The organism is Pseudochrobactrum albidum (genome assembly GCF_051851455.1).
GTDB lineage: Bacteria > Pseudomonadota > Alphaproteobacteria > Rhizobiales > Rhizobiaceae > Pseudochrobactrum.
In genome coordinates this window covers 1-26,207 of sequence record NZ_JBPVTR010000017.1, presented here as the reverse complement: position 1 = coordinate 26,207, position 26,207 = coordinate 1, and the positions used below count along the sequence as shown (strand labels likewise).

The window sequence follows — 26,207 nt, the reverse complement described above, 5'->3', positions numbered from 1 at the left end:
AGGCTGTTGACCAGATTTTTGCGGCCATTTGCGAGCGGCGTATTATCAATGCAGTGGGCGCAATCCCTGCCGGTTATCGTGATGGTGGCAGCAAATTGCCTCAGGGGGTAGGGCGGCCGCAGGTTCAGTTGCAAGCGGGATGCGAGCGGGCATTTCTCGCATCCCTGTTTGATGCTGCAGTACAGGCGGCTGATCCCCTGCATTGCCTTGAACCTTATTTGCCACAGGCGCCAAAGGGCAGGACGATTGTGATCGGTGCCGGAAAAGGGGCTGCACAAATGGCGCAGGCCTTTGAAATTTTATGGCAAAAGGCCGGCAATCCTGCACCCGAAGGCGTGGTTGTGACCCGTTATGGCTATGGCGCAGAATGCAAACTTATTAAAGTGCTGGAAGCGGCGCATCCGGTACCGGATGAAGCGGGGTTGCAGGCGGCAGAGCAGTTGAAGGCTTGTGTGAAGGATCTGCATGAAGATGATCTGGTTGTGGCCCTGATCTGCGGCGGCGGCTCTGCGCTGTTGCCAGCGCCTGCGCAAGGGCTGAACCTTGCGGATGAGCAGGCGGTTAATGCTGCGCTTCTTGCTAGCGGCGCGCCAATCAGTGTGATGAATGCTATTCGCAAACATGTCTCCACCATTAAGGGCGGCAGGCTTGCGGCCCTTGCAGCGCCTGCCCGTATGGTCAGCCTGATTGTCTCGGATATTCCGGGTGATAATCCGGCATTGATTGCCTCCGGGCCGACAATTGCCGATTGTGCAACCCGCCATGATGCATTGCAATATATTGAACAATATAAGATAAAACTGCCTGAAAAGGTGATGGCGCATTTGCACAATGCTGCGGCCGATGCCCCGCAACCCAATGATGCGGTGTTTGCCCGCAACAGCCATCATATTATTGCCAGTTCTGCGCAATCATTGGCGGCAGCGGCAAAATTGGCTGAAGAACAGGGCGTTGAAGCCCTTATTCTCTCTGATGCGGTTGAGGGTGAGGCAAAGGATATTGCGCTGATGCATGGGGCAATAGCACAATATCAGGCGCATAACCGCACATCCGGCCGGCCGCTTTTGCTGCTCTCCGGCGGGGAAACAACTGTTATATTTGGCGCAGACAGCAAAGCTGGTAAAGGCGGGCGCAACAGCGAATTTATGCTGGCGCTGGCGTTAAATATTGCCGGATGTGCCAATATTTGCGCTCTGGCTGCCGATACGGACGGGATTGACGGTTCGGAAAATAATGCCGGTGCCTTTGCAGATGGCAATACAATCGGGCATATGCGGGCAATGGGGCTGGATGCGCGGCAATATCTTGCAGCGCATGACAGTTGGAGCGCATTTTACAAAAGCGGGGATCTTTTTGTAACCGGGCCTACGGGCACAAATGTCAATGATTTTCGTGCGATATTGATCAGCTGATCCTGCAGGTGTGGACAGTTACCCTTTGCTCTGCCATAATAGCCGGTAACGACAGGGGCGCCCGGATCATACCGGCTGAGAAGTACCCTTTGAACCTGAACCGGATAATGCCGGCGGAGGGAGTCAGATCAAAGGGTGCATTTTCGCAATAGCGATAACCTTCTGTATCAGACCCTCACCGCCGTGGAGGGCTGATATGAAAGATCTGCCGGATTTCGGCGCATTGCTGGCAAATATGCGCCGCTGCAATCCTCTTGTACAATGTATCACCAATTTTGTGGCGATGAATACGGCGGCCAATGTGGTTTTGGCGGCCGGCGCTTCTCCGGCTATGCTGCATGCACAGGAGGAGGCTGGTGAATTTGCACAATTATGCGGTGCTGTAACAATTAATATTGGCACGCTGTCACCGCTTTGGGTTCAGGGCATGATTGCGGCAATCACCGCGGCCAATGCGCATCAAATTCCCTGGGTATTTGACCCTGTGGCGCATTTTGCTTCAACATTTCGCCGGCAAACAGCGCAGCAATTGCTGGCGCTGAAACCCACAATCATTCGTGGCAATGCATCTGAAATTCTCACCCTTGCAGGTTTTCGCGCACAGGGAAAAGGAGCGGACAGCGGTGATGATGCCGGCAGCGCATATCAGGCGGCACAGCAATTGGCGCGGCAATATCAATGCACTGTTGCTGTTACCGGCGCTTATGATCTTGTGACGGATGGCCGCAAAACCCTGCGCATTGACGGCGGTTGCAAACTGATGCCGCAGGTAACAGCTTTGGGCTGTGCGCTAACCTGCCTGACCGGTGCGTTCATTGCCACACACCGGGCTTGCGCATTGGCGGCCGCAGCGGCCGCGCTGGCTATGTATGCGGTGGCCGGAGAACAGGCGGCCTTGCAGGCAAAAGGCCCTGCCAGTTTTCAGATGCATTTTATTGATGCGCTCTATGCGCTTGATCCGGCACAATTTCAGTCTCAGGCAAAGGTACAATTCTATGAAACAGTTTGATCTGTCGTTTTATCTTGTTCTTGATCGCGGGCTTTGCGGCAGTTTTGGCATGGTGGAGACCGCATTGGCGGCAGTGCGCGGTGGTGCAACTATGGTGCAGCTGCGTGATAAGGATGCCAGCCAGCAGGAGGTGATTGAAACAGGTAAAGCGCTTAAAACTGCCCTTGCCGGCAGCAATGTCAGGCTGATTATCAATGATAATGCAGAAGCGGCAATGGCCATTGGCGCTGACGGCTTGCATATTGGCCAGCATGACGGCCGGCCGGAAGACGTGCGTGCAAAGATAGGCCCGGATATGATTTTAGGTCTTTCTGTGCAGACTGCCGAACTGGCTGCAAAAGCAGACAGGAATGTGGTGGATTATCTTGGTATAGGTCCTGTTTTTCCGACAGCGACCAAGAAAAACTGTGCGCCTTCCATTGGTTTTGACGGGCTGAAGCGCGTCTACGCCCATAATGGCCTGCCGGCAGTGGCTATTGGTGGTATTAAACTGCCGCATGTGAATGATGTGCTGGCAACCGGTGTGGAGGGGCTTGCCGTGGTCTCTGCAATTTGCGGGCAGGATAATCCGGAGCAGCAAGCCCGTTTATTCAGTGCTGAAATTGCCGCTTTTCGCGGATCAAAAGGCTAAGACATGAAAAATGTTCTCTCCCTTGCCGGTTCTGATCCTTCCGGTGGCGCAGGTATTCAGGCAGATTTGAAAGTTTTTGCAGCGCGCGGCACATATGGTATGGCGGCGCTCACCTCGCTTACTGCACAGAATACGCAGGGTGTATCCGGCGTTTTTGCTGTTCCTGCAGAATTTGTCGCACAGCAACTTACCATGATCTTCAGCGATGTGCAGGTTGATGCCGTTAAAATCGGCATGATCGTTAATGCGCAGATTGCTGACCATGTGGCGCAGGTTTTATCGGCACAATTACTTAAACAGCCTGATTTGCAGATTGTGCTGGATCCGGTGATGATTGCCAAGGGCGGCGCTTCATTACTTGATCCGCAGGCTGTGGAAAGCCTGACGGAAAAATTATTGCCGTTGGCAAGTCTTTTGACACCCAATCTGCCGGAAGCGGCGGCTTTGCTAAGGCTGCCGGTAGCGCAAAGCCGCACGGATATGGAGCATCAGGGGCGCGCTTTGCTTGCAAAAGGCTGCAAGGCTGTGCTCATGAAAGGCGGCCATATGGCAGGTGAACACTGCCCTGATTTATTGCTGAGCGCGGATTATAATTTGTGGTTTGAGGCACCGCGTATTGCAACACGTGATACACATGGCACCGGCTGCACGCTCTCCAGTGCTTTGGCGGCAGAACTGGCAAAGGGTAATTTACTGCCGGATGCGGTGCGTGAGGCAAAAGCCTATTTGCTGCGTGCAATCAGTGCCGCATACCGGCTTGATGTGGGCATGAAGGATGAGGCCGGCTGTTCCGTCGGCCATGGGCCTGTTTTTCATGCTATTGATCAGATTGGCTGATCATTACGGCTTCCTGATATTTCAGGAAGCCTTTACCTTACGGGCAATCAGCATACCGGTTATCATTGCCGGAACAAAAATGAGTGTGCCGGTTGCAGCTATGCCAAGAGTGGTCATGGCAGGCCCCGGACAAATGCCGCCAAGCCCCCAGCCAATACCAAACAGGATTGAACCCGTGATCAGGGCTGTATCGGCCTTGCGCTTTGCAGGCACATCAAAATCAAGGCTGCATAATGGTTTGCGGCGGGTAAAAACCATGCGAAAACCGATAAATGTGGTTATAACTGCTGCCCCCATAACAAGTGCAAGTGAAGGGTCCCAATTTCCTGCAAGGTCGAGAAAATTTTGCACTTTTTCAGGATTGGCAAGGCCGGAGATCACCAGCCCGAGCCCAAAGATCAGGCCGATTGCAAAATTGATCAGTAATGACATGATCTTTCTCCTTTAGCCGATTATATGGCGCATGATGTAAACAGTAATGAAACCGGCCGCCATAAACAGCGTGGTTGCCAATATTGAACGCGGTGAGAGACGGGAAATACCGCATACGCCGTGGCCGGATGTGCACCCGCTGCCAAATACTGCGCCAAAGCCAACCAGAAGCCCGGCACTGATCATCAGCACAGGATCAGATGACACGTTAATAACCGGCAATTGCCCGCTGAAAATCATATAGATAAAAGGGGCAGTCAGCAGCCCGAGCACAAAAGCTGAGCGCGCTAAAAACCGGTTATCGCTATAGGGCGGGAAAAGCTTGCTGACAATGCCGCTGATACCGGCAATGCGCCCTTCAAACAGCATGAGCATAACGGCTGAAAAACCGATGAGAGCACCGCCGGCCAGAGCGGACCAGGGGGTAAAATTTTCCATGATTGAGAACCTTTATGAATGGTCTTGCGGGGCGCAGAATAATTGATGCATGGTGCGGATGAAGATGCTCACCCGTCCGTCAGCCAGTGAATAGAATACGGCTTTGCCTTCCTTGCGGGTGCTGACAAAGCCGGCGGCGCGCAATTCGGCCAGTTGCTGGGACAGGCCTGGTTGGCGAATGCCCAGCATATCCTCAAGCTGACGTACGGATTTTTCTCCCTCCACCAATGCACAGGCCACTTGCAGCCGATCGGGATTGGACAGAGTTTTGAGAAAGGCGGATGCCTCATTCACTCTTTCCCGCAATTCTTCGGCTTCAGGCGCTGTGGCCTTGTCTTTCACAATATCGGGCATGATTATCACCAGGGGGAGCCGTTAAAGCGCCCGAGCGGAATTTTGATATAACGCTGGCCGTTATCTTCCGGTTCCGGCAAACGCCCGCCGCGAATATTCACCTGCAGGGCATGGAGCATGAGTTTTGGCAAGGGCAGGGTGGCATCACGCGCTTGTCTGGCCGCAATAAAACTTGCTTCATCATGATGGCGGCTTAGATGGATATTCTCTTGCAATTGCTCATGAATGCTCGATTGCCAGCGCGCTTCCCGTCCGTTTGGGCGGTAATCATGGCCGGTAAACAGGCGTGTTTCCGGCGGCAGTTGCAATATGGCCTGGATACTGTTCCATAATGCTTTGGCATCGCCACCGGGAAAATCGGCGCGGGCAGTGCCGCTGTCAGGCATAAATAATGTATCATGAATGAAGGCAGCATCGCCGATTACATAGGTAATTGAAGCCAGCGTATGCCCCGGTGAGTGGATGACGCGGGCATCAATATTGCCGATTTTAAATGTTTCTCCGTCCTCAAACAGGTGATCCCATTGCGAGCCGTCACAGGGCATATCCGGCCAGTTATAGAGTTCGGACCAGATTTTTTGCACTTGTATGACTTGCGCGCCAATTGCCGTGGGGGCGCCGGTGCGGGTTTTAAGATAATGGGCGGCCGAGAAATGATCGGCATGGGGATGCGTGTCAAGAATACGCACCAGCCGGTAGCCGCGCTGCGTTATAAATTCTAAAATCTCATCGGCATGGCTTGTGGCAGTCTGGCCGGATTTCTCATCATAACCCAGAACCGGATCAATAATTGCACAATCCATGGTTTCAGGGTCGGCAACAACATATTGGACAGATCTGGTGCGCGGATCATAAAAGGCGCTGATATCTGGTTTTTGCATAGTATACCTGCTGTGATTGTTTATAATTAAATATAATTGATTGCAAAAAAATGCAATCATAAAAATTTATATGTGCTATGATCTTGTTATTTATAACTTTGTATAAAGCCTGTGTGTTGCGCAATGAAAAAGCCGCCCTGTCTTTCAGGGCGGCTTATTATAAAATTTTATATGCAAAATCAGTCTCTTATGCAGCCTGAATGGCAGAGAGTTTCCAATCTTCAACGCGGCCATTGGCAGGGCGCACAAATGTCCAGATTTCAGTGCTCTGTGAAATATCCTTTGTTTCGCCTTCCGCCAATGCGCCGCTATTGCGATCTGCCAGATAATCTATACTCTCATAGCGCATGGCAACGGTGGCGTAATCCCTGCCGTCTTCGCTCCAGCTTTCCGATATATCGCCTTGCAACAATTTTACATCGCTTACATGGTTGCGCAGGCCGTTGGTGGCATTTTCTCCAAGCTCCTCTGCCAGATAGGACATAGCCTCCGGCGTGGTGAGCCGGCGCAAAGTGCCGTAATTTTCCTGTCCGTAGGCAGATTGCACTTCTGTCAGCATTTTTTCAAAATGATCAAGATCCTGCTGTGTCACATTGAGCGGTTTTTCTTCTGAAACCGGTTTGATGCCGGCTGTTGCTCCGGAAAGCGGCACAGAACCTGCCGAACGGCTTGCTGTGTGTTGTGTCTGATAGCTGCTGGCAGATAATGGCGCGGCACGCATGTGGCCGGCTGTTGCTGTGGCCGGCCTGTTGCGATTGGCGAAAAAACGCATAGCCAGCATAACCAGCCCGCCAATCAGTGCAAGCTGCAAAATCAGGCCAAGGAAGCCGGCCATTCCGCCAAGCCCGTTGCCGAGCAACATGCCGATGAGGCCGCCAACAAGCAGGCCGCCGAGCATGGAGCGGCCAAAATTATTGAAAAAGCCTGGTTTTGCTGCATTGGCAGCAGGGGCTGCATTTTGTGCAGGACGGTTTTGCGCACCGGTATTGGGAGTCATGGAACGCTCAATAGGTGCGGCATTATTGGGCGCTGTGCGGGTTGGTGCAGGTGCCTGATAGGTTTTACTGCCACGGCTGCCAAATCCGCCCATGCCGCCTGCGCGTCTGGCATCGGCAATATCAAGGGCTGAAAGCGAGAATATAAGCGCCAGACCTAATATGGCTGTAAACTGACTGAATCGCGAGGTGGCACGCAGCATATGTGTCTCCTGAAAAATCGAATTTGCCAATATATAGGAAAGCGGGGTATTTTATAAAAGATCCGGAGACAAAAAATTGGTATAATTTACAAGAAGCTGTTTGAATTATAAGAAAATTGTAGTCTGCAATTATTTGCAGCGTCCGGCGCCTTGATTTTTCTGGCTGCGCCGTCGCATAGTCCGTTTCAGATATCGGGCAGTATTGATCACATTATGCCAATACAGGCTGGTATAAGCAGGATTTATCTATAGATCGCAGCATTCTCAAAAAACAGAAATGTTTTTAGAGAGCATGTTTATTTGCTGTGCAGGAGTTGGTTTGACTTATCGCTTTATCCATGCGGCAGATATCCATCTGGATTCACCTTTGCGTTCACTGGCTTTGCGCAACAGTGAGCTTGCCGGTTTTATCGGCAATGCGACACGCCGCGCTTTTGTGCGCCTGATTGATCTTGCGCTTGATGAACATGTGGATGCAGTGCTGATTGCCGGTGATCTTTATGACGGCGACCAGACATCAATGAAAACGGCACGTTTTCTGGCCGAGCAGTTGCGCCGGCTGGATGAGCGCGGAATTGATGTGTTTATTATTCGAGGCAATCATGATGCGCTGTCAAATATTACCAGAGAACTGGTGCCGCCGCAGCGGGTGCATCTATTTGGCAGCAAGGCCGGTTCTGTGCAGGTTCAGCGGCCGGATCATGCGATGCCGGTGGTGATACACGGCTTGAGTTTTGCCAGACCGCATGCCGATAAAAGCCTGTTGCCCCATTATGCCCTGCCTGTTGAGGGCGCGGTTAATATCGGGCTGATGCATACCAGCCTGAACGGCGCTGCGGGGCATGACCCTTATGCGCCGGTCAGTGTCAGTGATTTGCAGGCGCATGGTTTTCATTATTGGGCCTTGGGGCATATTCACAAGCGTGCGGTTTATCCGGCCACGCCGCAATGTAACAGCACAGTGGTGATGCCCGGTAATCCGCAAGGGCGCGATATTAATGAGGCAGGTGCAAAATCCGTAACCTTGGTAACCATTGATGAGGCCGGCACTGTAACAACAGAAGAACGACTGACATCAGTTGCGCAATTTGAGCGTGTGGTGGTGGATGTAAGCGGAGCGGAAGACTGGCGTAGCCTGATCCGCTTTGTTGGTGAGGCGCTGGAGCAGCAGCGCAGGCATACAAAAAGCGAGCATCTGGTAGCGCGTTTGCATGTAACAGGTAATACAGTATTGGCATGGCAGATACGCCGTGATCATGACCTGTTATTAACAGAAGCACAGGATAAAGCCGCGCAAATTGGCGATTGCTGGGTTGAAAAGCTGGAGATTGAATGCCACCCCCTGATTGGCGCATATTCTCCGGCACAAGGGCAGGATATGGCGGGGCATGATCCCTTGCATGAATTGAGCTTGCTCATCAACGGGCAGCTTATGTCCTCGCCGATATTTCAGGGCGAACTTGCAGAACAAATGGATGGGTTTTTGAAAAAACTGCCGCGGGAGCTTCGCGGCCGGTTTGGCGCAAGTGAGGAAGACACGGCAGAAATGGTGCGGGATTTGTTGCGGCAGGGCAGCGAGGATGTGCTGGCTGAGCTTGGCACTGCAAAGGCGCAGGAGCAGGCATAATGCGTATTAACCGCTTGGATCTTACCCGATATGGCCGCTTTACTGATTATGTGCTGGATTTTGGCTGTGCACAAAAAGACAAGCCGGATTTGCATATTGTTTATGGTGCGAATGAAGCGGGTAAATCCACCACGTTTTCTGCATTGCTTGATCTCCTGTTCGGGATTGAACATACAAGCCGCTATAATTTTTTGCATCCCTATCCGGCGATGAGGATTGGCGCTTCTCTGCAATTGCAAAATGGTGCGCAGGAATTGGTGCGCACCAAAGCACGGCAGAACAGCCTGCGTGATGATCAGGGGCAGGTTCTGCCGGAAAGTCTGATTGCCGCAGAGCTTGGTGATATTGATCGGCATGCCTATCGTATGATGTTCTCGCTCGATGATGACACGCTGGAACAGGGCGGGGAAGCTATTCTGGCCAGCAAGGGCAATCTGGGAGAATTGCTGTTTTCTGCCAGTGCGGGGCTTGCAGGGCTTAGTCAAAATCTGGCTTTGCTGCGTGCCCGTGCGGATCAGTTTTATCGTCATGGTGCACGTAGTGGCGAACTGGCTGATCTTAAAGCGCAATTGCAGGCTATTGAAACGCAGAAAACCGCACTTGATGCACATAGTTCCGCACAGGCCTATGCCAAACTGGCCGGGGCGCATCAACAGGCACAGGAAACCTATCAGCAGGCATTGCGGGATCATAGCAATACCAAAATCCGCAAAAGCGAATTAGAGGCGCAGCTGAAAGTATTGCCGTGGCTGCATCAGTTGCAGGAGATGCGCATAAAGCTGGAGGCTTATGCCGATGTGCCGGCCATACCTGCGGGCTGGGCTGATGAATTGCCAAAACTGATGATGCAGGATGCAGAATTGCGCACAAGTGAGCGCCTATTGCGCGACAGGTATGAGGAACAACTCAGGGAAATTGCCGCGCTTGCGCCAGATGAAAATGCCCTGCGGCTTGCTGCATCTGTTGAAAATTTGCAGGATGCGCGCGCCCGCTTTCTGACCGCGCAAAAAGACCTGCCGGAGCGTGAGGCGGCCTTATATTCTGAACAGCAGGCGATCGAGGCCCTGTTGCTGCGCCTTGGACGCAGTGATGAGAAGAACCCTCATGATCTGCTGATTAATATACAGACAGAAGCGCAATTGCGCAGCCTGATAGAAAGTCGCTCAGGTATTGAGGCTTCCCTACGGCTGACGCATGACGAATTGGCCTCTGCCAAGGAGCAACTGGCAGTTGCCCGTGAAAAACGTGATATGATATCGGGCTGTTTTGATGAGGCGCAGGCTGTGCATTTTGCTGCGCTTGACCGTTTGCTATTGCAATTGCGTCGTGAGGACCACACGGCTTTTTTGCAGCAAGCTGATTATAATGTGCGGGAAGAACAGGCCGGCCTGCAGGAGATGTGGCAGGCGTTTTCTTTCAGGCCGGCACATATTGCAGAGGGCGCGGAAACGGCCTTTCCGGAGGCGGTGGATGCACTGGCGCAACTGGATGCGCCGGACATGGCTATGGTTGAAAATGTGGATGCGGCGCTTCATGATCTGCAATCGCGCCTGCACAACACGGAAACCATGCTGGAAGCAAGCTGCAATGAGGCGGCAGAGCTGAACGCACAGCTTGCAGCCCTGCAGGACAATAATTTGCTGGTGACAGAAAAACAGGCAGAGGATTTGCGCCGTGCACGTGATGAGGCATGGCAGCAGCACCGCAATATGTTAAGTGTGGAGAGTGCCGATAAATTTGAACAATTGTTACTTCGTGATGACAGGGTTGTGCACAGCCGTTTAACACAGGCTGCGGAACTGGCGCGTGCTTTTTCTATCAGGGAAAAGCTGGCAGTCATTGATGTGAAAATCAGGGCAGCACAAGAAAGCCAGGCAAATCTTCTTATAAAAATAAATGAGCAGAAACAAAATCTGAAAGAATGGCAAAACCGGCTTTTGCCGCATTATAAGGAAGAGCTTCCTGCCCGCAGTCTTAAATATTGGCTGGAAAAACGCGAAGCTCTTTTGCAAAAACGCAGTCTTTTCCTGCGTACCTGCCGTGTGCGTGATGAGCGGCTGCAACATATGCAAAACGCCGCAAATACCTTGATACAGCAGTTTGATCTTCTTGGCATAACACCTGAGGGACAAGATCTGGCCTCTCTTTTACAGCAGGCTTCTTCTGTGAATGAACAATATCAGCAAGTGGCATCGCTGCAGGCAGAATGGGAAGAGCAATATCAGAATGTCCAGCAACGCCGTAAAAAAGCTGATGCAGCAGCAAAGGCGGATGCAGAATGGCAACAGGCATGGCAATTGGCCTGTGCCGGAACATGGCTTGGCAAGGAGACAATACCGGCGCTGGATCTTGTGCGGCAGATGCTGGATCTTGTGGCAAAACTTGCGCCGGCATTGGAGCGCCGGGATGGCCTGTGGCAAAGCATTATTAAAATGCGGGATGATCAGGCCGCTTATCGCGCGGCAGTGGAGGATTTGGCGCAGCGTCTTTCCCTGCCTTTGCAGGCAGTAAACGGGCAGGCTTTATCGCTGATGGAAATTGCCGCACAATTGGAAGATGCGGTGCGCAAGGCTGTTGCGCAGCATAAGACATTGCAGGATTTGCAATATAAGTCTGAACAAACAGAGCGGGATTTACAAGATCTGGCACAGCAGATTGCCGTGGCCGATGCCCGCAAGACAGAGATAATCCGCTATTTTGATGTTGATGATCTGGCGCAGGCCGGACAGAAAATGCAGGCGGCTAAGGAAAAAGCAGATCTGCAGGCGGCCTGTGTGGCAGAAGAGCAGAATATAACGTCTTCATTGAAAACAGACAATCTTGAGGAGGCTGAAGCCCTGCTTGCAGGGGCGGATAGTGCGGCGCTCAAACAACAGCTTGCGGAACTGACCATTTTGGATGATGCGCAAGATCAGGAAAAGCAGGAATATTATCGCCTGTGGAAAGAGGCTGAGCAGCGCTTGCGTGAAGCGCAGGCCGGTGATGAGAGCGCAGCACGGCTGGATGAGCAGCGGCATACGCTTTTGCTGGAGATTGAAGAGAAATCGAGACATTATCTGCGCCTGCGTTTTGGTATTAATGCGGCGGAGCAGGCTTTGCATTTGTATCGCGATAAGCATCGCTCCACAATGATGACAAAAGCATCTGAAGCTTTTGCCATGATCAGCCGCGGCGCTTATCGCGGGCTGACCACGCAGATTGATAAGGATAATGAAATTTTGATAGCCACAGGATCTGATGGCAGCTCCAAAATGGCCGGAGAGCTTTCAAAGGGTACACGGTTCCAGTTATATTTGAGTTTGCGCATTGCCGGATATTATGAATTTATCAGCGCGCAGCGGTCAATGCCTTTTATTGCTGATGATGTGCTGGAGACTTTTGATGATGACCGTTCCAGAGAGACTTTCCGGATTCTTGCACAAATGGCGCACCATGGTCAGGTTATTTATTTAACTCATCATCGTCATCTTTGTGATATTGCGCGTGAGATCTGCCCTGATGTGCAGATACATGCACTGCACGCTGAGGCTGCCTGATAATCCGGTTTACAGGGCAGAAAAGCAATGATGTCAGATTACCGGCATCATTGTTTTTTATTTAAAATACCGGTTACCTGTATAATTTTTTTCTGATTTTTCCTGGGCATTATTGGTAATTTTTGTAAAAATGCATATGCATAGCAGCTATGTATAAATTGCACAGTTGATAAAACTTTATATTTTTACTTTAAATGCCTGTTTTCTCACGGTTTCATTATTATTATTTTGATGATAGATACCATCTATCAATATTTAACAATTAATTGTCTTTGTAAATTATCTTTTTGCATCTATATGAAGGGCAGATATCATTCTACAGGAGTGCAAAATGGCAACCGTAAATACCCAGATTAAACCTTTTATCGCGCAGGCTTACCGTCAGGGTAAGTTTATTTCTGTTACCGAAGAGGATGTGCTGGGCAAATGGGCTGTGTTCTTTTTCTATCCGGCTGATTTTACTTTTGTGTGCCCGACTGAGCTGGGTGATCTGGCTGATCATTATGAAGAATTGCAGAAAATGGGCGTTGAGGTCTATTCAGTTTCAACCGATACGCATTTTACCCATAAAGCATGGCACGATTCATCTGAAACAATCGGCAAGATCAATTACACCATGCTCGGCGATCCGAGTGGCGTGGTGACAAATAATTTTGGTGTCATGCGTGAAGGTCAGGGTCTTGCAGACCGTGCAACTTTCATCATTGATCCGGATGGTATTATTCAGGCGATGGAAATTACCGCGGAAGGCATTGGCCGCGATGCTTCCGATCTGGTGCGCAAGGTTAAGGCTGCGCAATATGTGCGCGCACATCCAGGCGAAGTATGCCCTGCAAAATGGCAGGAAGGTGAAGCAACACTTGCGCCTTCGCTTGATCTGGTCGGCAAGATCTGATGCTCCATATATGAAATAAAGGCGGGCGGCCGGTCTATCAGGCCGCCCGTTATCTTTTTGTTTTTACAGAGGAACACAGTATGCTTGATACGAATCTGAAAGCCCAGCTCAAGGGTTATCTTGAACGTCTGGTGCGGCCGGTTGAAATTATCGCCTATGCCGGCGATGATGCCAAGTCGCGTGAGCTGCTGCAACTTCTTGAACAAATCCGCGAGCAATCGGAAAAAATCACGATCAAGCGCGGGGATATTAATGGTGCGCGTGTGCCGTCTTTTGCGCTGACCTCGCCGGGGCAGGAGATTCATCTGACCTTTGCCGGTTTGCCGCTTGGCCATGAGTTTACCTCACTGGTGCTGGCCTTGCTGCAGGTTGGCGGTTATCCGCCGAAGGTGGAGCAAGCACTTATCGACCAGATTCGCGGTCTTAAAGGCACATTCCGCTTTGAAACCTATTTTTCACTTTCCTGCCAAAACTGCCCTGATGTTGTGCAGGCGCTCAATCTCATGGCGGTGCTCAATCCGGGGATTGAACATGTGGCCATTGACGGCGCGCTGTTTCAGGATGAGGTGTCTGAGCGACAGGTTATGTCGGTGCCTTCGATTTTTCTCAACGGCGAGGTCTTTGGCTCAGGCCGCATGGGAGCAGAAGAGATTCTGGCAAAAATTGATACGGGTGCGGGTGAACGGGCTGTTGAGGCGATCAATGCGCAGGCACCTTTTGATGTGCTGATTGTCGGCGGCGGCCCTGCCGGTGCCGCGGCAGCGGTTTATGCTGCACGCAAAGGCATCCGTACCGGCATCGTTGCCGGGCGTTTTGGCGGGCAGGTGCTGGATACGATGTCGATCGAAAATCTGATCTCTGTGCCGCATACGGAAGGGCCGAAACTTGCCCGCGCGCTGGAAGCGCATGTGCGCGAATATGATGCAGAAATTATCAACGGGCAGCAGGCGGTCAAACTGGAGCGCCTGACTAAGGGTTTTAAAGTAACACTTGCCTCGGGCGCCTCGCTTATTGGCACTTCGGTTGTGTTGTCTACCGGTGCGCGTTGGCGCAAGATGAATGTGGAGGGTGAGGAGCACTATATTAACAAAGGCGTGGCCTTTTGCCCGCATTGCGATGGCCCTTTGTTTAAAGGCAAGCCCATTGCAGTGATTGGCGGCGGTAATTCCGGCGTTGAGGCGGCAATTGATCTTGCAGGTATTGTCAGCCATGTCACCCTGATTGAATATGATAAGGAATTGCGTGCAGATGATGTATTGCAGCGCAAGCTGAAAAGCTTGCCGAATGTGACTGTCCTTACCTCCGCCAAGACCACGCGGGTTACAGGCGATGGCAAGCGCGTGACCGGCCTGACCTATGAAGACCGTGTGAGCGGTGAAATCCGCTCGCTGACTTTGGAGGGGATTTTTGTGCAGATCGGCCTTGTGCCAAATACGGAATGGCTGAAAGAGACATTGGCGCTTAATGACCGTGGTGAGATTATCACCGATAATTATGGCGCAACATCTGTACCGGGTGTATTTGCTGCCGGGGACTGCACAACAGCACCCTATAAGCAGATTGTGATTGCTATGGGTGAGGGTGCACGCGCCGCGCTTGCTGCCTTTGATCATCTGATCCGCCTGCCGGCAGAGGAAAAAGCAGCCTGAGGCATATTGCGGCATGAATTTGCGTGAGCTGGAATATCTTGTTGCGCTGGCAGATCAGCGCAACTTTCACCGTGCGGCAGCATTGTGCCATGCCAGCCAGCCCACACTTTCAGCGCAAATCCGCAAGCTGGAGCAGGAGCTTGGCGTTACATTGTTTGAGCGTGCCTCGCGCGGGCTTATTCTCACGCAGGCCGGTGAGGCGGCTGTACGGCGTGCCCGGAAAATTCTGCAGGAAATTACGCAATTGCGTGATGAAGCTGCAAGTTTTACGCAAAAAGGCACCAAAAGATTACATTTGGGGGTGTTTCCCACACTCGGGCCTTATCTCCTGCCTCATGTGGTGCCGCGTTTTATACGGGATTTTGATGAGACGGAAATTCTGCTGACAGAAGAAAAAAGCACGCTCTTGCTGCAAAGACTGATTGACGGGCAGATTGATGCGGCTTTGCTGGCGCTGCCCGTTGATGACCTGCATATAACCGGGCGCAAATTGTTCAGTGAGCCTTTCCGGCTGGCAGTACCTGCAGATCATGTTTTGGCGGGAAAAAAGCGCCTGTCGCCCGAAGCTCTCTCCGGTCAGCGGCTGATGCTGCTGGAAGAGGGGCATTGCCTGCGCGATCAGGCATTATCGCTCAGCCGGCGCTATGGCGCTTATGAATATGATGATTTTCGCGGTACCAGCCTTGAAACCTTACGCCAGATGGTGATTGCCGGCATGGGGTTGACCCTGATGCCGCAGCTTGCCTGCCTTAATACGGGTGGTGGCAATCATATGGCGCTGTTGCCGTTGGAAACAACGGATTTTCAGCGCGAGATCGGCCTTTTCTGGCGCAAATCAAGCCATGTTTCTGCCCTGATGACAAAACTGGCAGATTTGATTGCGGCTGTGGCTGTTGAACTGATCGGTATTGATTTAAAGACCTGATCCCTGGTTGAGATCCCTATAGCCGCCGCCCGACGCGCGAGAGCACGATAACCGGCAAAATACCAATGGCAACAATTGCCAGTGCGGCAATGGAAGCCTCCTCATATGTGCCGCGGGCAGCTTCTCCGTAAAGATGGGTTGCCAAAGTCTCTACATTAAGGCCGCGCAGCAGCAATGTGGCCGGCAGTTCCTTGACGCAATCAACAAAAACCAGCAGCGCCGCGGCACTCAGTGTGGTTTTGGACAATGGCAGATGAATGCGCCGGAATGTGCCGGTTGCCGTTTCACCAAGACTGCGGGATGCGGCATCATATGTGACCGGAATCCGCCCGAAGCCGGCCTCTATACTGCCGGCAGAAATTGCCAGAAACCGCACCATATAGGCATAGATAAGCGCCACACCTGAGCTGAGCAGTACAAGACCTACAGAAAGGTTGAACCAGGATAATGCCAGATGGCTGATCAGGCGGTCAAAGCCGCCTGCAATAATCAGCACGCCAATGGCAATCACAGTACCGGGCGCTGCATAGCCCATGGTTGAGAATCGGAAAAGCCATTGGGATATGCGGCCGGAGCGCAGGCGCGTTGTATAGGCAACAATCAGGCCGGTGATAAGAATAAGGATGGTGGCTGTTGCCGCGAGGGTGATTGTATTGAAGATCTCGCTATAAAGCCGGGGTGAAATACCCGCAAAGCGTACCCGCTTCCATGCTTCTGCGGTAAGATAAATGGCGGGAAAAACAAACCCGATCAATATGGGCAGGCTGCCTGCAGCAAACAGGCCGAGACCTTTGATTGCGCTAACCTTGTAGGGAGAAAAACTCTGGCTGCGTTTGGCGCTGGAGGAAAAACGCTGTTTGCGCCGTGCCCGGCGTTCCAGTGAAACAAGGAAAACCACAATTGCCAGCAAGGCCAGGGCAATTTGTGCCGCCCCCGCCAGATCGGAACGGGTGACCCATGTCGTATAAATTGAAACGGTCAGGGTGCGTATACCTAAAAATTCTGCGGCGCCGATATCATTGAGTGTTTCCATCAGGGCAAGGCTGATGCCCACCGCAATTGCAGGCCGCGCCATGGGCAGCGCCACGCGCCTGAACACGGCATTGCGCGTTACGCCTAATGTGCGTGCTGCATCAATCAGCGTGGAAGATTGGGTGAGGAACATTGCCCGTGTCGGAATATAGACATAAGGATAAAGCACAAAACCGAGCAGCAGGATACAGCCGGTCATGGAGCGTATATCCGGCAGGCGAAACTCCCGCGGGCTGCTATAGCCAAGCAATGCTCTCAGGGCGCTTTGTGCAGGGCCAACGGGATGCAGAATATCAAGATAGGTATAAGCGATAATATAGGTTGGCACTGCAAGCGGCAGAAGCAGCGCCCATTCCAGTATTTTGCGGCCACGAAAATCATAGGCTGTAACCAGCCATGCTGATGATGTGCCAAGAACAGCAACGAGAATGCCAACGCCCGATAGCAGAATAAGCGTATCAACAAAGGCAATGGGCAATGTTGTGGCCAGAAGATGCGACCAGAGCCCCGCGGAGCCTTGTGCTGCCTCCATAGCCAGAGCCAGCACAGGCAAAAGCACTGTCAGTGCGATAAGTGCAGAAAAAACAAGCCAGACTGATCCGGCACGGAGCCGGTGATGCCCGATACTCAGAGTCTGTCGCATGCCACCATATCCTGTGCGCCGCTCCCGTTGCAGCCTTGCGGGTAGGCTCAGACCATTTTATGCCAGCCGCATAACCGTGATTGTTGATCAAGACTGCCAAGCAGCCATAAAAAGCGCCGGCCTTCAGCTTTTGTGAAGACCGGCGGCATCTATTAATTATCAAAGCCGGTTTTGTCTACCAGTTCGCTTGCCTGTTTGCGGTGGCTGACAATCTCGGTCAAAGGGGTCTTGTCAATATTCAGCTTGCCAAATGATTCCACAACCGGATCAAGCGGTGCACCGGCCTTGACTGGATATTCAAAATTGGCCTGGGCATAAAGTTTCTGCGCTTCATCAGAGACCAGATATTCAAGCAGTTTTACTGCGGCATCCTTATTCTTGGCATGTTTTGCCAGTGCCGCACCGCTGATATTGACCTGTGTACCGCCATTTTTGAAGGTTGGCAGAATAACCTTGATGCTTTCACCCCATTTAACCTGTTCATCGCCGCCCTTGCCGGAGCGCATCAGGCCGACATAATAAGAATTGGCAACAGCAAGATCACAAATGCCGCCGGCAATATCCTTGGCGCCATCACGGTCGCCGCCGGCTGCCTTGCGGGCGAGATTGGCTTTAACGCCTTTCAGCCATTCTTCGGTTTGTTCAACACCGTAATGAGCAATATAATCGGCAATCAATGCGGTATTATAAGGGTGCTGACCAGAACGGATGCAGATTTTGCCCTGCCATTTGGGATCTGAAAGATCCTCATAATTGATTGCTGTGATATCAAGATCCTTTGCGGCATAGACAACACGGGCACGCATGGATAATGCAAACCATTCATTACCGGCATCTCGCAGCTGGGCAGGGATAGCATCTTCAAGGGTTTTTGAAACAACAGGCTGTGTCAGCCCCTTTTCTTTCAGGTCAACAAGCTTTCCGGCATCCACGGTCATCAGAATATCTGCCGGTGAGTCTTTTCCTTCAGTTGCAACGCGCTCTGCAAGGCCGTCCTTGAGAAAAACCGTATTAACACCAATGCCGGTTGAAGCCTTGAAGGCATCCAGCAATGGCTGGATAAGACCCGGCTCACGTGTTGTATAAATATTCACCTCTTCTGCAACAGCTGTTCCGGTAAAAAAAGCGCCGAAAACAAGGGCAAGGCTTGCTTGTGCATATCCGGTTCTGGTCATCAATATATTTCCTGATTAAGAGATGTTAAATCATGACTAATACAGTCAACTATTTATGGAAAATGATTTTTCAAGTCAAGTCTTTGTGATAGGAAATCGCAATAATTCTGAGGCTGTTCATTGCCCGTTGATTTTCAGGTTTAAATACGGGGCGCAAAAGGTGTTAAAGCCTGAAATTTAAGATTAATTCTTAAAAAACAAAGCCTTATCCGTATCAAATTTCAGCCGGATTGTTTTGAGGTCAACAGGCAGGCGCAGGCATGTGCGCATCCGCAAGGGCATGTGTGCCGTATCAGCGTCAATGAGGAGGTCTTCCGTCTCACCCAAAAAATGACGGCTGATAATTGTTCCTGTCACTGTATCGGCAGGATTCTCCTCTCCGGTTACAGGATAAATATGTGTCGGGCGCAGATACATGCTGGCTTCTCCCTCAACAGGGGGCTGTGTTTTGAGGCCTAACCTGCCAAAAGCACATTCAAAGGAGCCGTTGCGAATAATACCTTTGATAACATTGAAATTACAGAAAAAATCCGCTGCATAGGGGCAGTTCGGGTGGTCATAAATCTCGTGGGCGGAGCCCTGCTGAATAATTTTACCGGATTTCATCAATACAATCTTGTCGCCGGCGGACAGGGCTTCCTCCGCATCATGGGTTACAATGATGACAGTGGTGCCAAGGCTGCGTAACAAAGCGATTGTTTCACCGCGTACTTTCTGCCGCAACCCCTGATCCAGATTGGAAAACGGCTCATCCATAAGCAGAATTTCCGGTGCGGGTGCAAGTGCGCGGGCAAGGGCTACACGCTGTTGTTCGCCGCCGGAAAGCATATGCGGATAACGTTCCGCCATATGTGAAAGGCCAACAAGCTCCAATAATTCTCCGGCACGTGCAAATGCGGTGGCTCTGGGAGCCCTGCGCAGGCCAAACAGCACATTTTGCCTGACGGTTAAATGCGGGAACAGCGCATAATTCTGAAACACAACCCCGACACGGCGCTGTTCGGGCTCAATAAATGTTGCACCGCTTACAACCGGTTTGCCGTTCATAATAACGCTGCCGCTGTCGGGCGTATCAATACCGGCGATAATTTTCAGCAAGGTTGTCTTGCCGCAACCGGAATGGCCGACAAGGCAGATAATCTCGCCGGCTGCAACGCTGAGCGTTATATCCTGAAGGGCGGTGACCGTATCAAAATGCCTGTTGACAGATGATACCTGCAATGCGGCAACTTTATTTTGCTGCCGGTTGGAACTGGTATTGTGATGCACTGTCTGCTCTGTTCGTTTCAATTCAGATTCTGCTATAATCTTTGTTACGATGATCTACTATAAAAACCTGACATTTATAATCCTGTATAGAGAGAAATTTATCATTACGTAAGCGGGGAAGGGCGATGTTTGAAATTGCCGTGAAGAGAATCTATGAACCTGCCTTGCCTGAAGATGGTTTCAGGGTGCTGGTTGATCGCCTCTGGCCGCGCGGTTTTAAAAAAGAACAGGCACAGATTGATCTCTGGCTGAAAGAAATTGCCCCGACAACGCAATTGCGGCAATGGTTTCATGCGCAGGAGCATACGGCAAAAAACCGGGCGGCTTTTCGTGAGCGCTATTTTGATGAGTTAAATAATAATTCTGCCGTTGTGGAGCGTCTTTTGGCCTGTTGTGCGCAAGGCGTGGTTACATTGCTCTATTCTGCAAGAGACACACAGGAAAATCAGGCAATTGTTTTGCGCGATTATTTGCAAAACTATTTAAAAAATTGATTATAATCAATGAATTAAAGATACGATACTATAATATAAAACATATATATGCTGATGACCTTATGAAGGCCATTTTTATCGGCCTATGCTGTGGCCACATTGTTTCCAGTTTATGTCGGGATAATGGAAATATTGCACAGACAGGCGGAATCAGCCTGACATTTGCGGTGATGTGACGATCTGAAAAAATCCAGGGTAAATGCCATAATTCAGCTGTGAATGATCCGTTCTGTGAATGCCTGCCCCATATACCCGCTCCGTATAACTGTAAAATGTTTTTAACGAAAGGAATCGGATATGACGGCACACCATAGAGTTGCTTTGGTTACTGGCGCTGCGCAGGGTATCGGCCGCGGTATTGCCCTGCGGCTTGCCAAAGACGGTTTTGACCTCGCTTTGGTGGATATCAAGGAAGACAAGCTGGAAGCTGTGGCCAAGGAAATTACCACAACAGGGCGTAAAGCCACTACTTTTGCAGCCGATGTGAGCAGGCGGGATGATATTTATGCTGCCATTGATTATACTGAAAAGGAGCTTGGCGGCTTTGATGTGATTGTCAACAATGCCGGTATTGCGCAGGTCAAGCCGCTTGCGGAAGTGACACCGGAAGAAGTGGATCGCATCTTTAAAATCAATATTGATGGCGTGCTGTGGGGGATTCAGGCGGCGGCTGCCAAATTCAAGGCGCGCGGGCAAAAGGGCAAGATTATCAATGCTTCATCAATTGCCGGTCATGATGGATTTGCGATGCTTGGCGTCTATTCGGCAACCAAATTTGCCGTGCGCGCGCTGACGCAGGCAGCAGCAAAAGAATATGCCAGTGCCGGCATTACGGTTAACGCTTATTGTCCGGGTATTGTCGGCACGGATATGTGGGTTGAGATCGATGAGCGATTTTCACAAATTACCGGCACGCCTAAAGGTGAAACCTATAAGAAATTTGTTGAGGGCATTGCCCTTGGCCGTGCACAGACGCCGGATGACGTTGCCTCACTGGTTTCGTTCCTTGCCAGCTCCGATTCTGATTATATAACCGGTCAGTCCATTGTAACTGATGGCGGCATTGTTTATCGCTGATTCGTACAGATTTATTGAACTTTTGCCCGCCGGTTTTCACCGGCGGGCTTATTATTATATATGATATTTTATTGTGTGTTTTAAAAATCGCGCTGGCGAAATGCCGGTAAACAATATAAATCCTTCCTAAATCAGCAATATTTAAATCGGGACGATAAAAATGGGGGAGCATGGCGGCGCGCGGTTTCATATCCGCGATCTTTTGCCGGCATTGGCATTGCTGTTTGTGCTGCTTGGCGGCCTTGTTGTGGCTGCGTTGCGGCCGGTTGGTAAAGATGACCAATATATCGTTATGGTAGCGCCCTGGCGCACGCTTAATTCAGTCATCAGTGCCATTCAGGGGGCTGAAGGCACCATTGTTGCGGTCGATTCTTCTTCCAGCCTGATTACTGTTTATTCCCCGCAAAAAGATTTTCTGGCCAGGCTTTATCAGGCAGGCGTCTGGCTGGTTTTTGAGCCTCTGCAGACAGAAGGCTGCTTTGCCATACAGAAACGGACAACCGGAATATGATACTTGAACTTGATGATCTGCGCTGCCGCTTCAGCCGCTTCTTATTAATATTATTCTGGCTGCATGTTCCGTTTCTGGCCATCGTTGCCGCCTCTACCGGCCACTCTCCCGTTGGTGCCGCAGTTGCAGGCATCATTCTGGCAGGTGTTTATCACATCGCATGGTGGCGGTCAGGTATTGCACCAGTAACCCGCTATATTTCCGGTGTGGCCTTAATGGGGCAGCCTGCACTCCTGCTCTATTTTATGAGCGGACATATCTGGCAGATGGATATACATATGTATTTCTTTGCCATGCTGGCGCTTACCGTTGCCTGGTGTGATTGGCGTGCGGTTATATTTGCGGCAATCGTTGTGGCGCTGCATCATCTGGTGCTGGATTTTTTAATGCCGGCGGCGGTTTTTTCAGGCGGTGGTGATTTTGGCCGGGTATTGCTGCATGCGATGATTGTCGCTTTTCAGGCGGCTGTATTGGTGTGGTTCGGTGATATGCTGGTAAAATGTTTCAATCATATTAATACCATGCGTGATGAAATCATCGCCAAGAATGAAGTTCTGGAATTGCGTACGCTGGAAGCGGAAGCCGCCAATAAATCAAAAGGCATATTTCTTGCTAATATGAGCCATGAAATCCGCACGCCGATGAATGCTATTCTTGGCTTTTGCCATTTGGTTTTGCGCACGGATCTCGATCTGCGCCAGAAGGAATATATCTCCAAAATCAATCATGCATGCACGGCACTGTTGCGGCTTATCAATGATATTCTGGATTTTTCTAAAAACGAGGCCGGGAAACTGGCTCTTGAAGAGCGCCCGTTTGACCTGCGCACTTCCCTGCAAAATCAGCTTAATTTGGCGGCAATTCATGCTGAAAACAAGGGCGTGGCCATTGAAACCGTGATTGATGACAAGGTGCCGGATGTGCTTGTTGGTGATGAATTGCGCTTCAATCAGGTACTGCTTAACCTGGTTGGCAATGCAGTGAAGTTCAGCGAAAACGGCAAGGTTATTGTTACAGTTGATTGTGCAAAACTGCAGGAGCGCCACATTATGCTGCGTGTGGCTGTACGCGATCAGGGGATTGGCATGACGCCGGAACAATTGGCATTATTGTTCAACTCCTTCACTCAGGCAGATAGTTCCATGACGCGCCGTTTCGGTGGCACCGGCCTTGGTCTTGTTATCAGCAAGCAGATTGTTGAACAAATGGGCGGCACGATTGATGTGCAGAGCGAAAAGGGTGAAGGCAGCCTGTTCACCTTTACCGTAAAAATGGCAATCGGCGAGACACAGAGCGAGACGCAAGCTCAATCTGCGGTGGGAATTGCCGGTTTGCGTGTTTTGGTGGCAGATGATAATCCCGCCTCCCGTGAGATTTTTCAGGATGTTTTCAGCACATGGGGCATGGTGATTGATCTGGTGGCTTCCGGTGAGGAAGTCCTTGGTGCGCTTGAAAATGCCTGCAAGGCTGATCAGCCCTATGATCTGGTGCTTCTGGATTGGAAAATGCCCGGAATGGACGGGCTGCAAACTGTTCAGGCCATTCATCATAATGAAAAACTGACCAGATTGCCTTATGTAATGATGATAACGGCCTATGGTCACGAGAATTTTCGTGAAGAGGCGGAGCGTTCCGGTGTGGCGGCTTTTCTGTCAAAACCGGTCATGCCGGATATGTTGCTGGAGCGGATTACGGAGCTGTTTTCACGCGGTGCAGATGCTGCTGTGACAGGTCAGACTATTCCCAAAGTGGCTGCGCATTTGCGCGGGCTTAAAATCCTCCTTGCAGAAGATAGCATGATCAATTGTGAAATCGCCGTCGAGATCTTGCAGGATGCGGGTCTGGTGATTGATGTCGCGGAAAACGGCCGCATTGCCTGTGATATGGCGCTACAAGAACCGCTTTCCTATAAGGCTGTGTTGATGGATATTCAGATGCCGGAAATGGACGGTATTGAAGCAACAAGGCTTATTCGCCAAAAATGGTCATCAGCGCAATTGCCGATTATCGCCATGACAGCCCATGCCTATGAAGAGGAGCGCCAAAAGTGTTTTTCAGCAGGCATGGATGATCATGTGGCCAAGCCTGTCGATCCGTTTTTGCTGGTTCGCACGCTTGATCGCTGGCTGAAACCGCGCCATGCAACGGAGGGTGCACAGAAAACTGCCCCCTTGGCATCTGTGGTAAAAGCACAAGCGGATCTGCCGGAAACATTGCCGCCATTTGATCTTGCAAAAGCATTGTTGCGCGTGAATGGCAAAACAGCACTTTTACGAAAATTAATCATTGATTTCGGGCAGAAATTTTCTGAAACGGCTGGTGATTTGCAGGTACAAATCCGTAGTGGTGCGCTTGATGAGGCGCGGCGCAATGCGCATACGCTTAAAGGTGTGGCAGGTTCACTGGAACTGGCAGAGCTGCACAATATTGCAGCAAAAACAGAAGCGGCTCTGGCACAGGGTGATACGCAAGCGGCACAGCAATTGCTGGCAGGGTTGGAACAGGCATTGCAAGCAGCGGTTTTTGCTGCGCAAAGCCTTGCCGGTGGTGCGCAAATGATGGGAACAGTTTCGCCTGCAATACAGCCCTGTGCAGCGCAGCTTCAGGCAGAGATTGCCGCTTTTCGTACACTTCTGGAGCGCCGAAGCCTGAAGGCGCGCAGTGGGTTTGAGCAACTGGCCGCAGCATTGAATCTGCCGCCTGCAGTCATGCAGACGCATCCGGTTAAAACCGCATTGGATGCGCTTGACTATAATCGTGCGCTAGCATGGCTGGATGAAGAACTTGCAATATATGACGAGCACATCGGAGAATAATAATGACAAGTCGTGCAGTCATTCTGATCGTAGATGATGAAGTCTCTAATATTGAGATTATGAGCGCAGTCCTTGAAGAGGATTATGAAATTTGTTTTGCAACCTCAGGCGAAGAGGCGCTCAAGGTTGCGCAGACTGTTCTGCCCGATTTGGTTCTTCTTGATGTCTTGATGCCGGGCATTGATGGCTATGACGTGTGCAGGCGCCTGAAAAAAGAACATCTTCTGGCGGATGTTCCGGTGATTTTTACCACCGGACTGAATGACCATGAGGCAGAAATACGTGGTCTTTCTGCCGGCGCGATTGATTATGTGACCAAGCCGGTTCAGCCGGTTATTCTGCGCGCGCGTGTTGCCAATCATATTGAGCTGAAGCGGCTGCGTGATCAATTGGCGCAATTGGCAGTGACGGATGCATTGACAGGGCTTAGCAACCGCCGCCATCTGGAGCAAACGCTGGTACAGGAGACGGCCAGGCTTGCTGTTACCGGCGACTGGTTGTCAGTGATCATGATCGATATTGATTTTTTTAAATTGTTTAATGACACATTCGGTCATCCGGCAGGGGATCGCTGCCTGGCGATGGTTGCGGCGGCATTGGCACGTGCTGTGCATCTGGCAACCGATCTTGCAGCGCGTTATGGCGGTGAGGAATTCGTCTGCGTGTTGCCGGGGCGTGATTATAATGGGGCTCTGGGTGTCGCACAGGAAATTCAGAGGCAGGTGCATTCACTCGCTATTCCGCATCCGCAATCAACGGTCAGTTCCTGTGTAACGGTGAGCATTGGTGTGGCTTCTGCTTATTGCCGGACGGATATGGCGCCATCGCAATGGATGGCGCATGCGGATCGTCAGCTTTATCTGAGCAAACGCTCAGGCCGCAATGATATTTTCGGCACAGTTTTTAATGCGCAGGATGCCGGCCTTATCAGCCAGTGATTACCTTTCAATATTGCTTGTATATTTATGGCTGGGTACTGCTTTATTCAGCATAGAGCGCAAAATTGTAAAAGTTTCCCGTGACGGAGCATTAACCGTTCAGCTCTTCCTTGATTATCCGGCACATTGATTCTGTATTTTTCCATGCATTTGAGTCGGATCTGTGGGTTTGGAGGCGGTTTTGGCTGCTTGATTTTGATATATGAGATGTGTTTGAGGGGGCGATTTTGGGTTTTTGAGGCGGTTGTGTGTTTGTTGCGGGAGATAAAACAGGGAAAAGAACAAGATTTGTCATAAAATATGGATAAATGGTATTTTTGAGTGTTGACAGTTTTGTTTATGGGGGTCTATATAGCGCCACAACGAGGGCGGCCTTGCTGCTAGCGGCAGGGAGTTTCGCCTCTGCGATTGGTTGATTTAAGTTTTGG

22 protein-coding genes and 1 riboswitch are annotated in these 26,207 nt (G+C 51.0%); of the genes, 14 read left to right on the top strand and 8 right to left on the bottom strand.

From position 1 onward, the window contains the following. The first annotated feature begins 128 nt into the window (after positions 1–128). The 4 genes from ACSTTO_RS02390 (at position 129) to thiD (ending at position 3,889) form a co-directional block, all read left to right on the top strand. Positions 129–1,412, top strand: coding sequence for a glycerate kinase type-2 family protein (locus ACSTTO_RS02390; protein WP_439271632.1), 1,284 nt, complete (start codon positions 129–131; stop codon positions 1,410–1,412). Between the two features lie 43 nt (positions 1,413–1,455). Next, positions 1,456–1,551: riboswitch (TPP riboswitch) on the top strand. Positions 1,552–1,608: 57 nt separating this feature from the next. Beyond that, on the top strand, positions 1,609–2,421 hold the full coding sequence (thiM, locus tag ACSTTO_RS02385) for a hydroxyethylthiazole kinase (protein ID WP_439271543.1): 813 nt from the start codon (positions 1,609–1,611) through the stop codon (positions 2,419–2,421). Continuing rightward, entirely contained in the window at positions 2,408–3,052 is a 645-nt protein-coding gene (gene thiE / locus ACSTTO_RS02380; RefSeq protein ID WP_439271542.1) for a thiamine phosphate synthase, read from the top strand. Before thiM ends, thiE begins: the two co-directional genes overlap by 14 nt. Before the next feature lie 3 nt (positions 3,053–3,055). Beyond that, complete coding sequence (thiD, locus tag ACSTTO_RS02375) at positions 3,056–3,889, top strand: bifunctional hydroxymethylpyrimidine kinase/phosphomethylpyrimidine kinase (protein ID WP_439271541.1); 834 nt, start codon at positions 3,056–3,058, stop codon at positions 3,887–3,889. A gap of 21 nt (positions 3,890–3,910) precedes the next feature. On the opposite strand, the gene ACSTTO_RS02370 is transcribed toward thiD, so the two are convergent. From ACSTTO_RS02370 to ACSTTO_RS02350, 5 genes are all read right to left on the bottom strand, one after another. Next, the gene (locus ACSTTO_RS02370) at positions 3,911–4,321 is read right to left on the bottom strand and encodes a DUF6691 family protein (protein WP_439271540.1); all 411 of its coding nucleotides are present in this window, start codon (positions 4,319–4,321) and stop codon (positions 3,911–3,913) included. Positions 4,322–4,333: 12 nt separating this feature from the next. After that, on the bottom strand, positions 4,334–4,759 hold the full coding sequence (locus tag ACSTTO_RS02365) for a YeeE/YedE family protein (protein WP_439271539.1): 426 nt from the start codon (positions 4,757–4,759) through the stop codon (positions 4,334–4,336). A gap of 12 nt (positions 4,760–4,771) precedes the next feature. Next, entirely contained in the window at positions 4,772–5,113 is a 342-nt protein-coding gene (locus ACSTTO_RS02360; protein ID WP_439271538.1) for an ArsR/SmtB family transcription factor, read from the bottom strand. Between the two features lie 5 nt (positions 5,114–5,118). Continuing rightward, positions 5,119–5,994 (bottom strand): MBL fold metallo-hydrolase, encoded by an 876-nt coding sequence (locus ACSTTO_RS02355; protein ID WP_439271537.1) that lies wholly within the window; start codon positions 5,992–5,994, stop codon positions 5,119–5,121. Between the two features lie 187 nt (positions 5,995–6,181). Continuing rightward, on the bottom strand, positions 6,182–7,192 hold the full coding sequence (locus ACSTTO_RS02350) for a Tim44 domain-containing protein (protein WP_439271536.1): 1,011 nt from the start codon (positions 7,190–7,192) through the stop codon (positions 6,182–6,184). Positions 7,193–7,511: 319 nt separating this feature from the next. On the opposite strand from ACSTTO_RS02350, the gene ACSTTO_RS02345 reads away from it, so the two are divergent. The 5 genes from ACSTTO_RS02345 (at position 7,512) to ACSTTO_RS02325 (ending at position 15,824) form a co-directional block, all read left to right on the top strand. After that, positions 7,512–8,819 carry a metallophosphoesterase family protein gene (locus ACSTTO_RS02345; protein ID WP_439271535.1) on the top strand — a complete coding sequence of 436 codons (1,308 nt, stop codon included), beginning with the start codon at positions 7,512–7,514 and terminating at the stop codon, positions 8,817–8,819. Then, positions 8,819–12,355 carry an AAA family ATPase gene (locus ACSTTO_RS02340; RefSeq protein WP_439271534.1) on the top strand — a complete coding sequence of 1,179 codons (3,537 nt, stop codon included), beginning with the start codon at positions 8,819–8,821 and terminating at the stop codon, positions 12,353–12,355. The genes ACSTTO_RS02345 and ACSTTO_RS02340 overlap by 1 nt, the downstream gene beginning before the upstream one ends. Before the next feature lie 331 nt (positions 12,356–12,686). After that, positions 12,687–13,250 (top strand): alkyl hydroperoxide reductase subunit C, encoded by a 564-nt coding sequence (gene ahpC / locus ACSTTO_RS02335; protein WP_439271533.1) that lies wholly within the window; start codon positions 12,687–12,689, stop codon positions 13,248–13,250. A gap of 80 nt (positions 13,251–13,330) precedes the next feature. Further along, a complete protein-coding gene (ahpF, locus tag ACSTTO_RS02330) occupies positions 13,331–14,899 on the top strand; it encodes an alkyl hydroperoxide reductase subunit F (RefSeq protein ID WP_439271532.1) in 1,569 nt (522 codons plus the stop codon). A gap of 13 nt (positions 14,900–14,912) precedes the next feature. Then, positions 14,913–15,824: a LysR substrate-binding domain-containing protein gene (locus ACSTTO_RS02325; RefSeq protein ID WP_439271531.1), complete on the top strand. Its 912-nt coding sequence runs from the start codon at positions 14,913–14,915 to the stop codon at positions 15,822–15,824. Between the two features lie 16 nt (positions 15,825–15,840). Here the strand turns inward: ACSTTO_RS02325 and ACSTTO_RS02320 are convergent, their stop codons facing one another. From ACSTTO_RS02320 to ACSTTO_RS02310, 3 genes are all read right to left on the bottom strand, one after another. After that, positions 15,841–17,499 (bottom strand): ABC transporter permease, encoded by a 1,659-nt coding sequence (locus tag ACSTTO_RS02320; RefSeq protein ID WP_439271530.1) that lies wholly within the window; start codon positions 17,497–17,499, stop codon positions 15,841–15,843. Between the two features lie 152 nt (positions 17,500–17,651). Then, a complete protein-coding gene (locus ACSTTO_RS02315; protein WP_439271529.1) occupies positions 17,652–18,674 on the bottom strand; it encodes a Fe(3+) ABC transporter substrate-binding protein in 1,023 nt (340 codons plus the stop codon). Between the two features lie 183 nt (positions 18,675–18,857). Next, the gene (locus tag ACSTTO_RS02310; RefSeq protein WP_439271528.1) at positions 18,858–19,964 is read right to left on the bottom strand and encodes an ABC transporter ATP-binding protein; all 1,107 of its coding nucleotides are present in this window, start codon (positions 19,962–19,964) and stop codon (positions 18,858–18,860) included. A gap of 104 nt (positions 19,965–20,068) precedes the next feature. Here ACSTTO_RS02310 and ACSTTO_RS02305 point away from each other — a divergent pair, with 104 nt between their 5' ends. From ACSTTO_RS02305 to ACSTTO_RS02285, 5 genes are all read left to right on the top strand, one after another. Beyond that, complete coding sequence (locus ACSTTO_RS02305; protein WP_439271527.1) at positions 20,069–20,437, top strand: DUF488 domain-containing protein; 369 nt, start codon at positions 20,069–20,071, stop codon at positions 20,435–20,437. Between the two features lie 297 nt (positions 20,438–20,734). Further along, entirely contained in the window at positions 20,735–21,514 is a 780-nt protein-coding gene (locus tag ACSTTO_RS02300; protein ID WP_439271526.1) for an acetoin reductase, read from the top strand. Between the two features lie 160 nt (positions 21,515–21,674). Further along, the gene (locus ACSTTO_RS02295; RefSeq protein WP_439271525.1) at positions 21,675–22,025 is read left to right on the top strand and encodes a hypothetical protein; all 351 of its coding nucleotides are present in this window, start codon (positions 21,675–21,677) and stop codon (positions 22,023–22,025) included. Continuing rightward, the gene (locus tag ACSTTO_RS02290) at positions 22,022–24,841 is read left to right on the top strand and encodes a response regulator (protein WP_439271524.1); all 2,820 of its coding nucleotides are present in this window, start codon (positions 22,022–22,024) and stop codon (positions 24,839–24,841) included. The genes ACSTTO_RS02295 and ACSTTO_RS02290 overlap by 4 nt, the downstream gene beginning before the upstream one ends. Positions 24,842–24,843: 2 nt before the next feature. Next, positions 24,844–25,779, top strand: coding sequence for a GGDEF domain-containing response regulator (locus ACSTTO_RS02285; protein ID WP_439271523.1), 936 nt, complete (start codon positions 24,844–24,846; stop codon positions 25,777–25,779). Positions 25,780–26,207 lie beyond the last annotated feature (428 nt).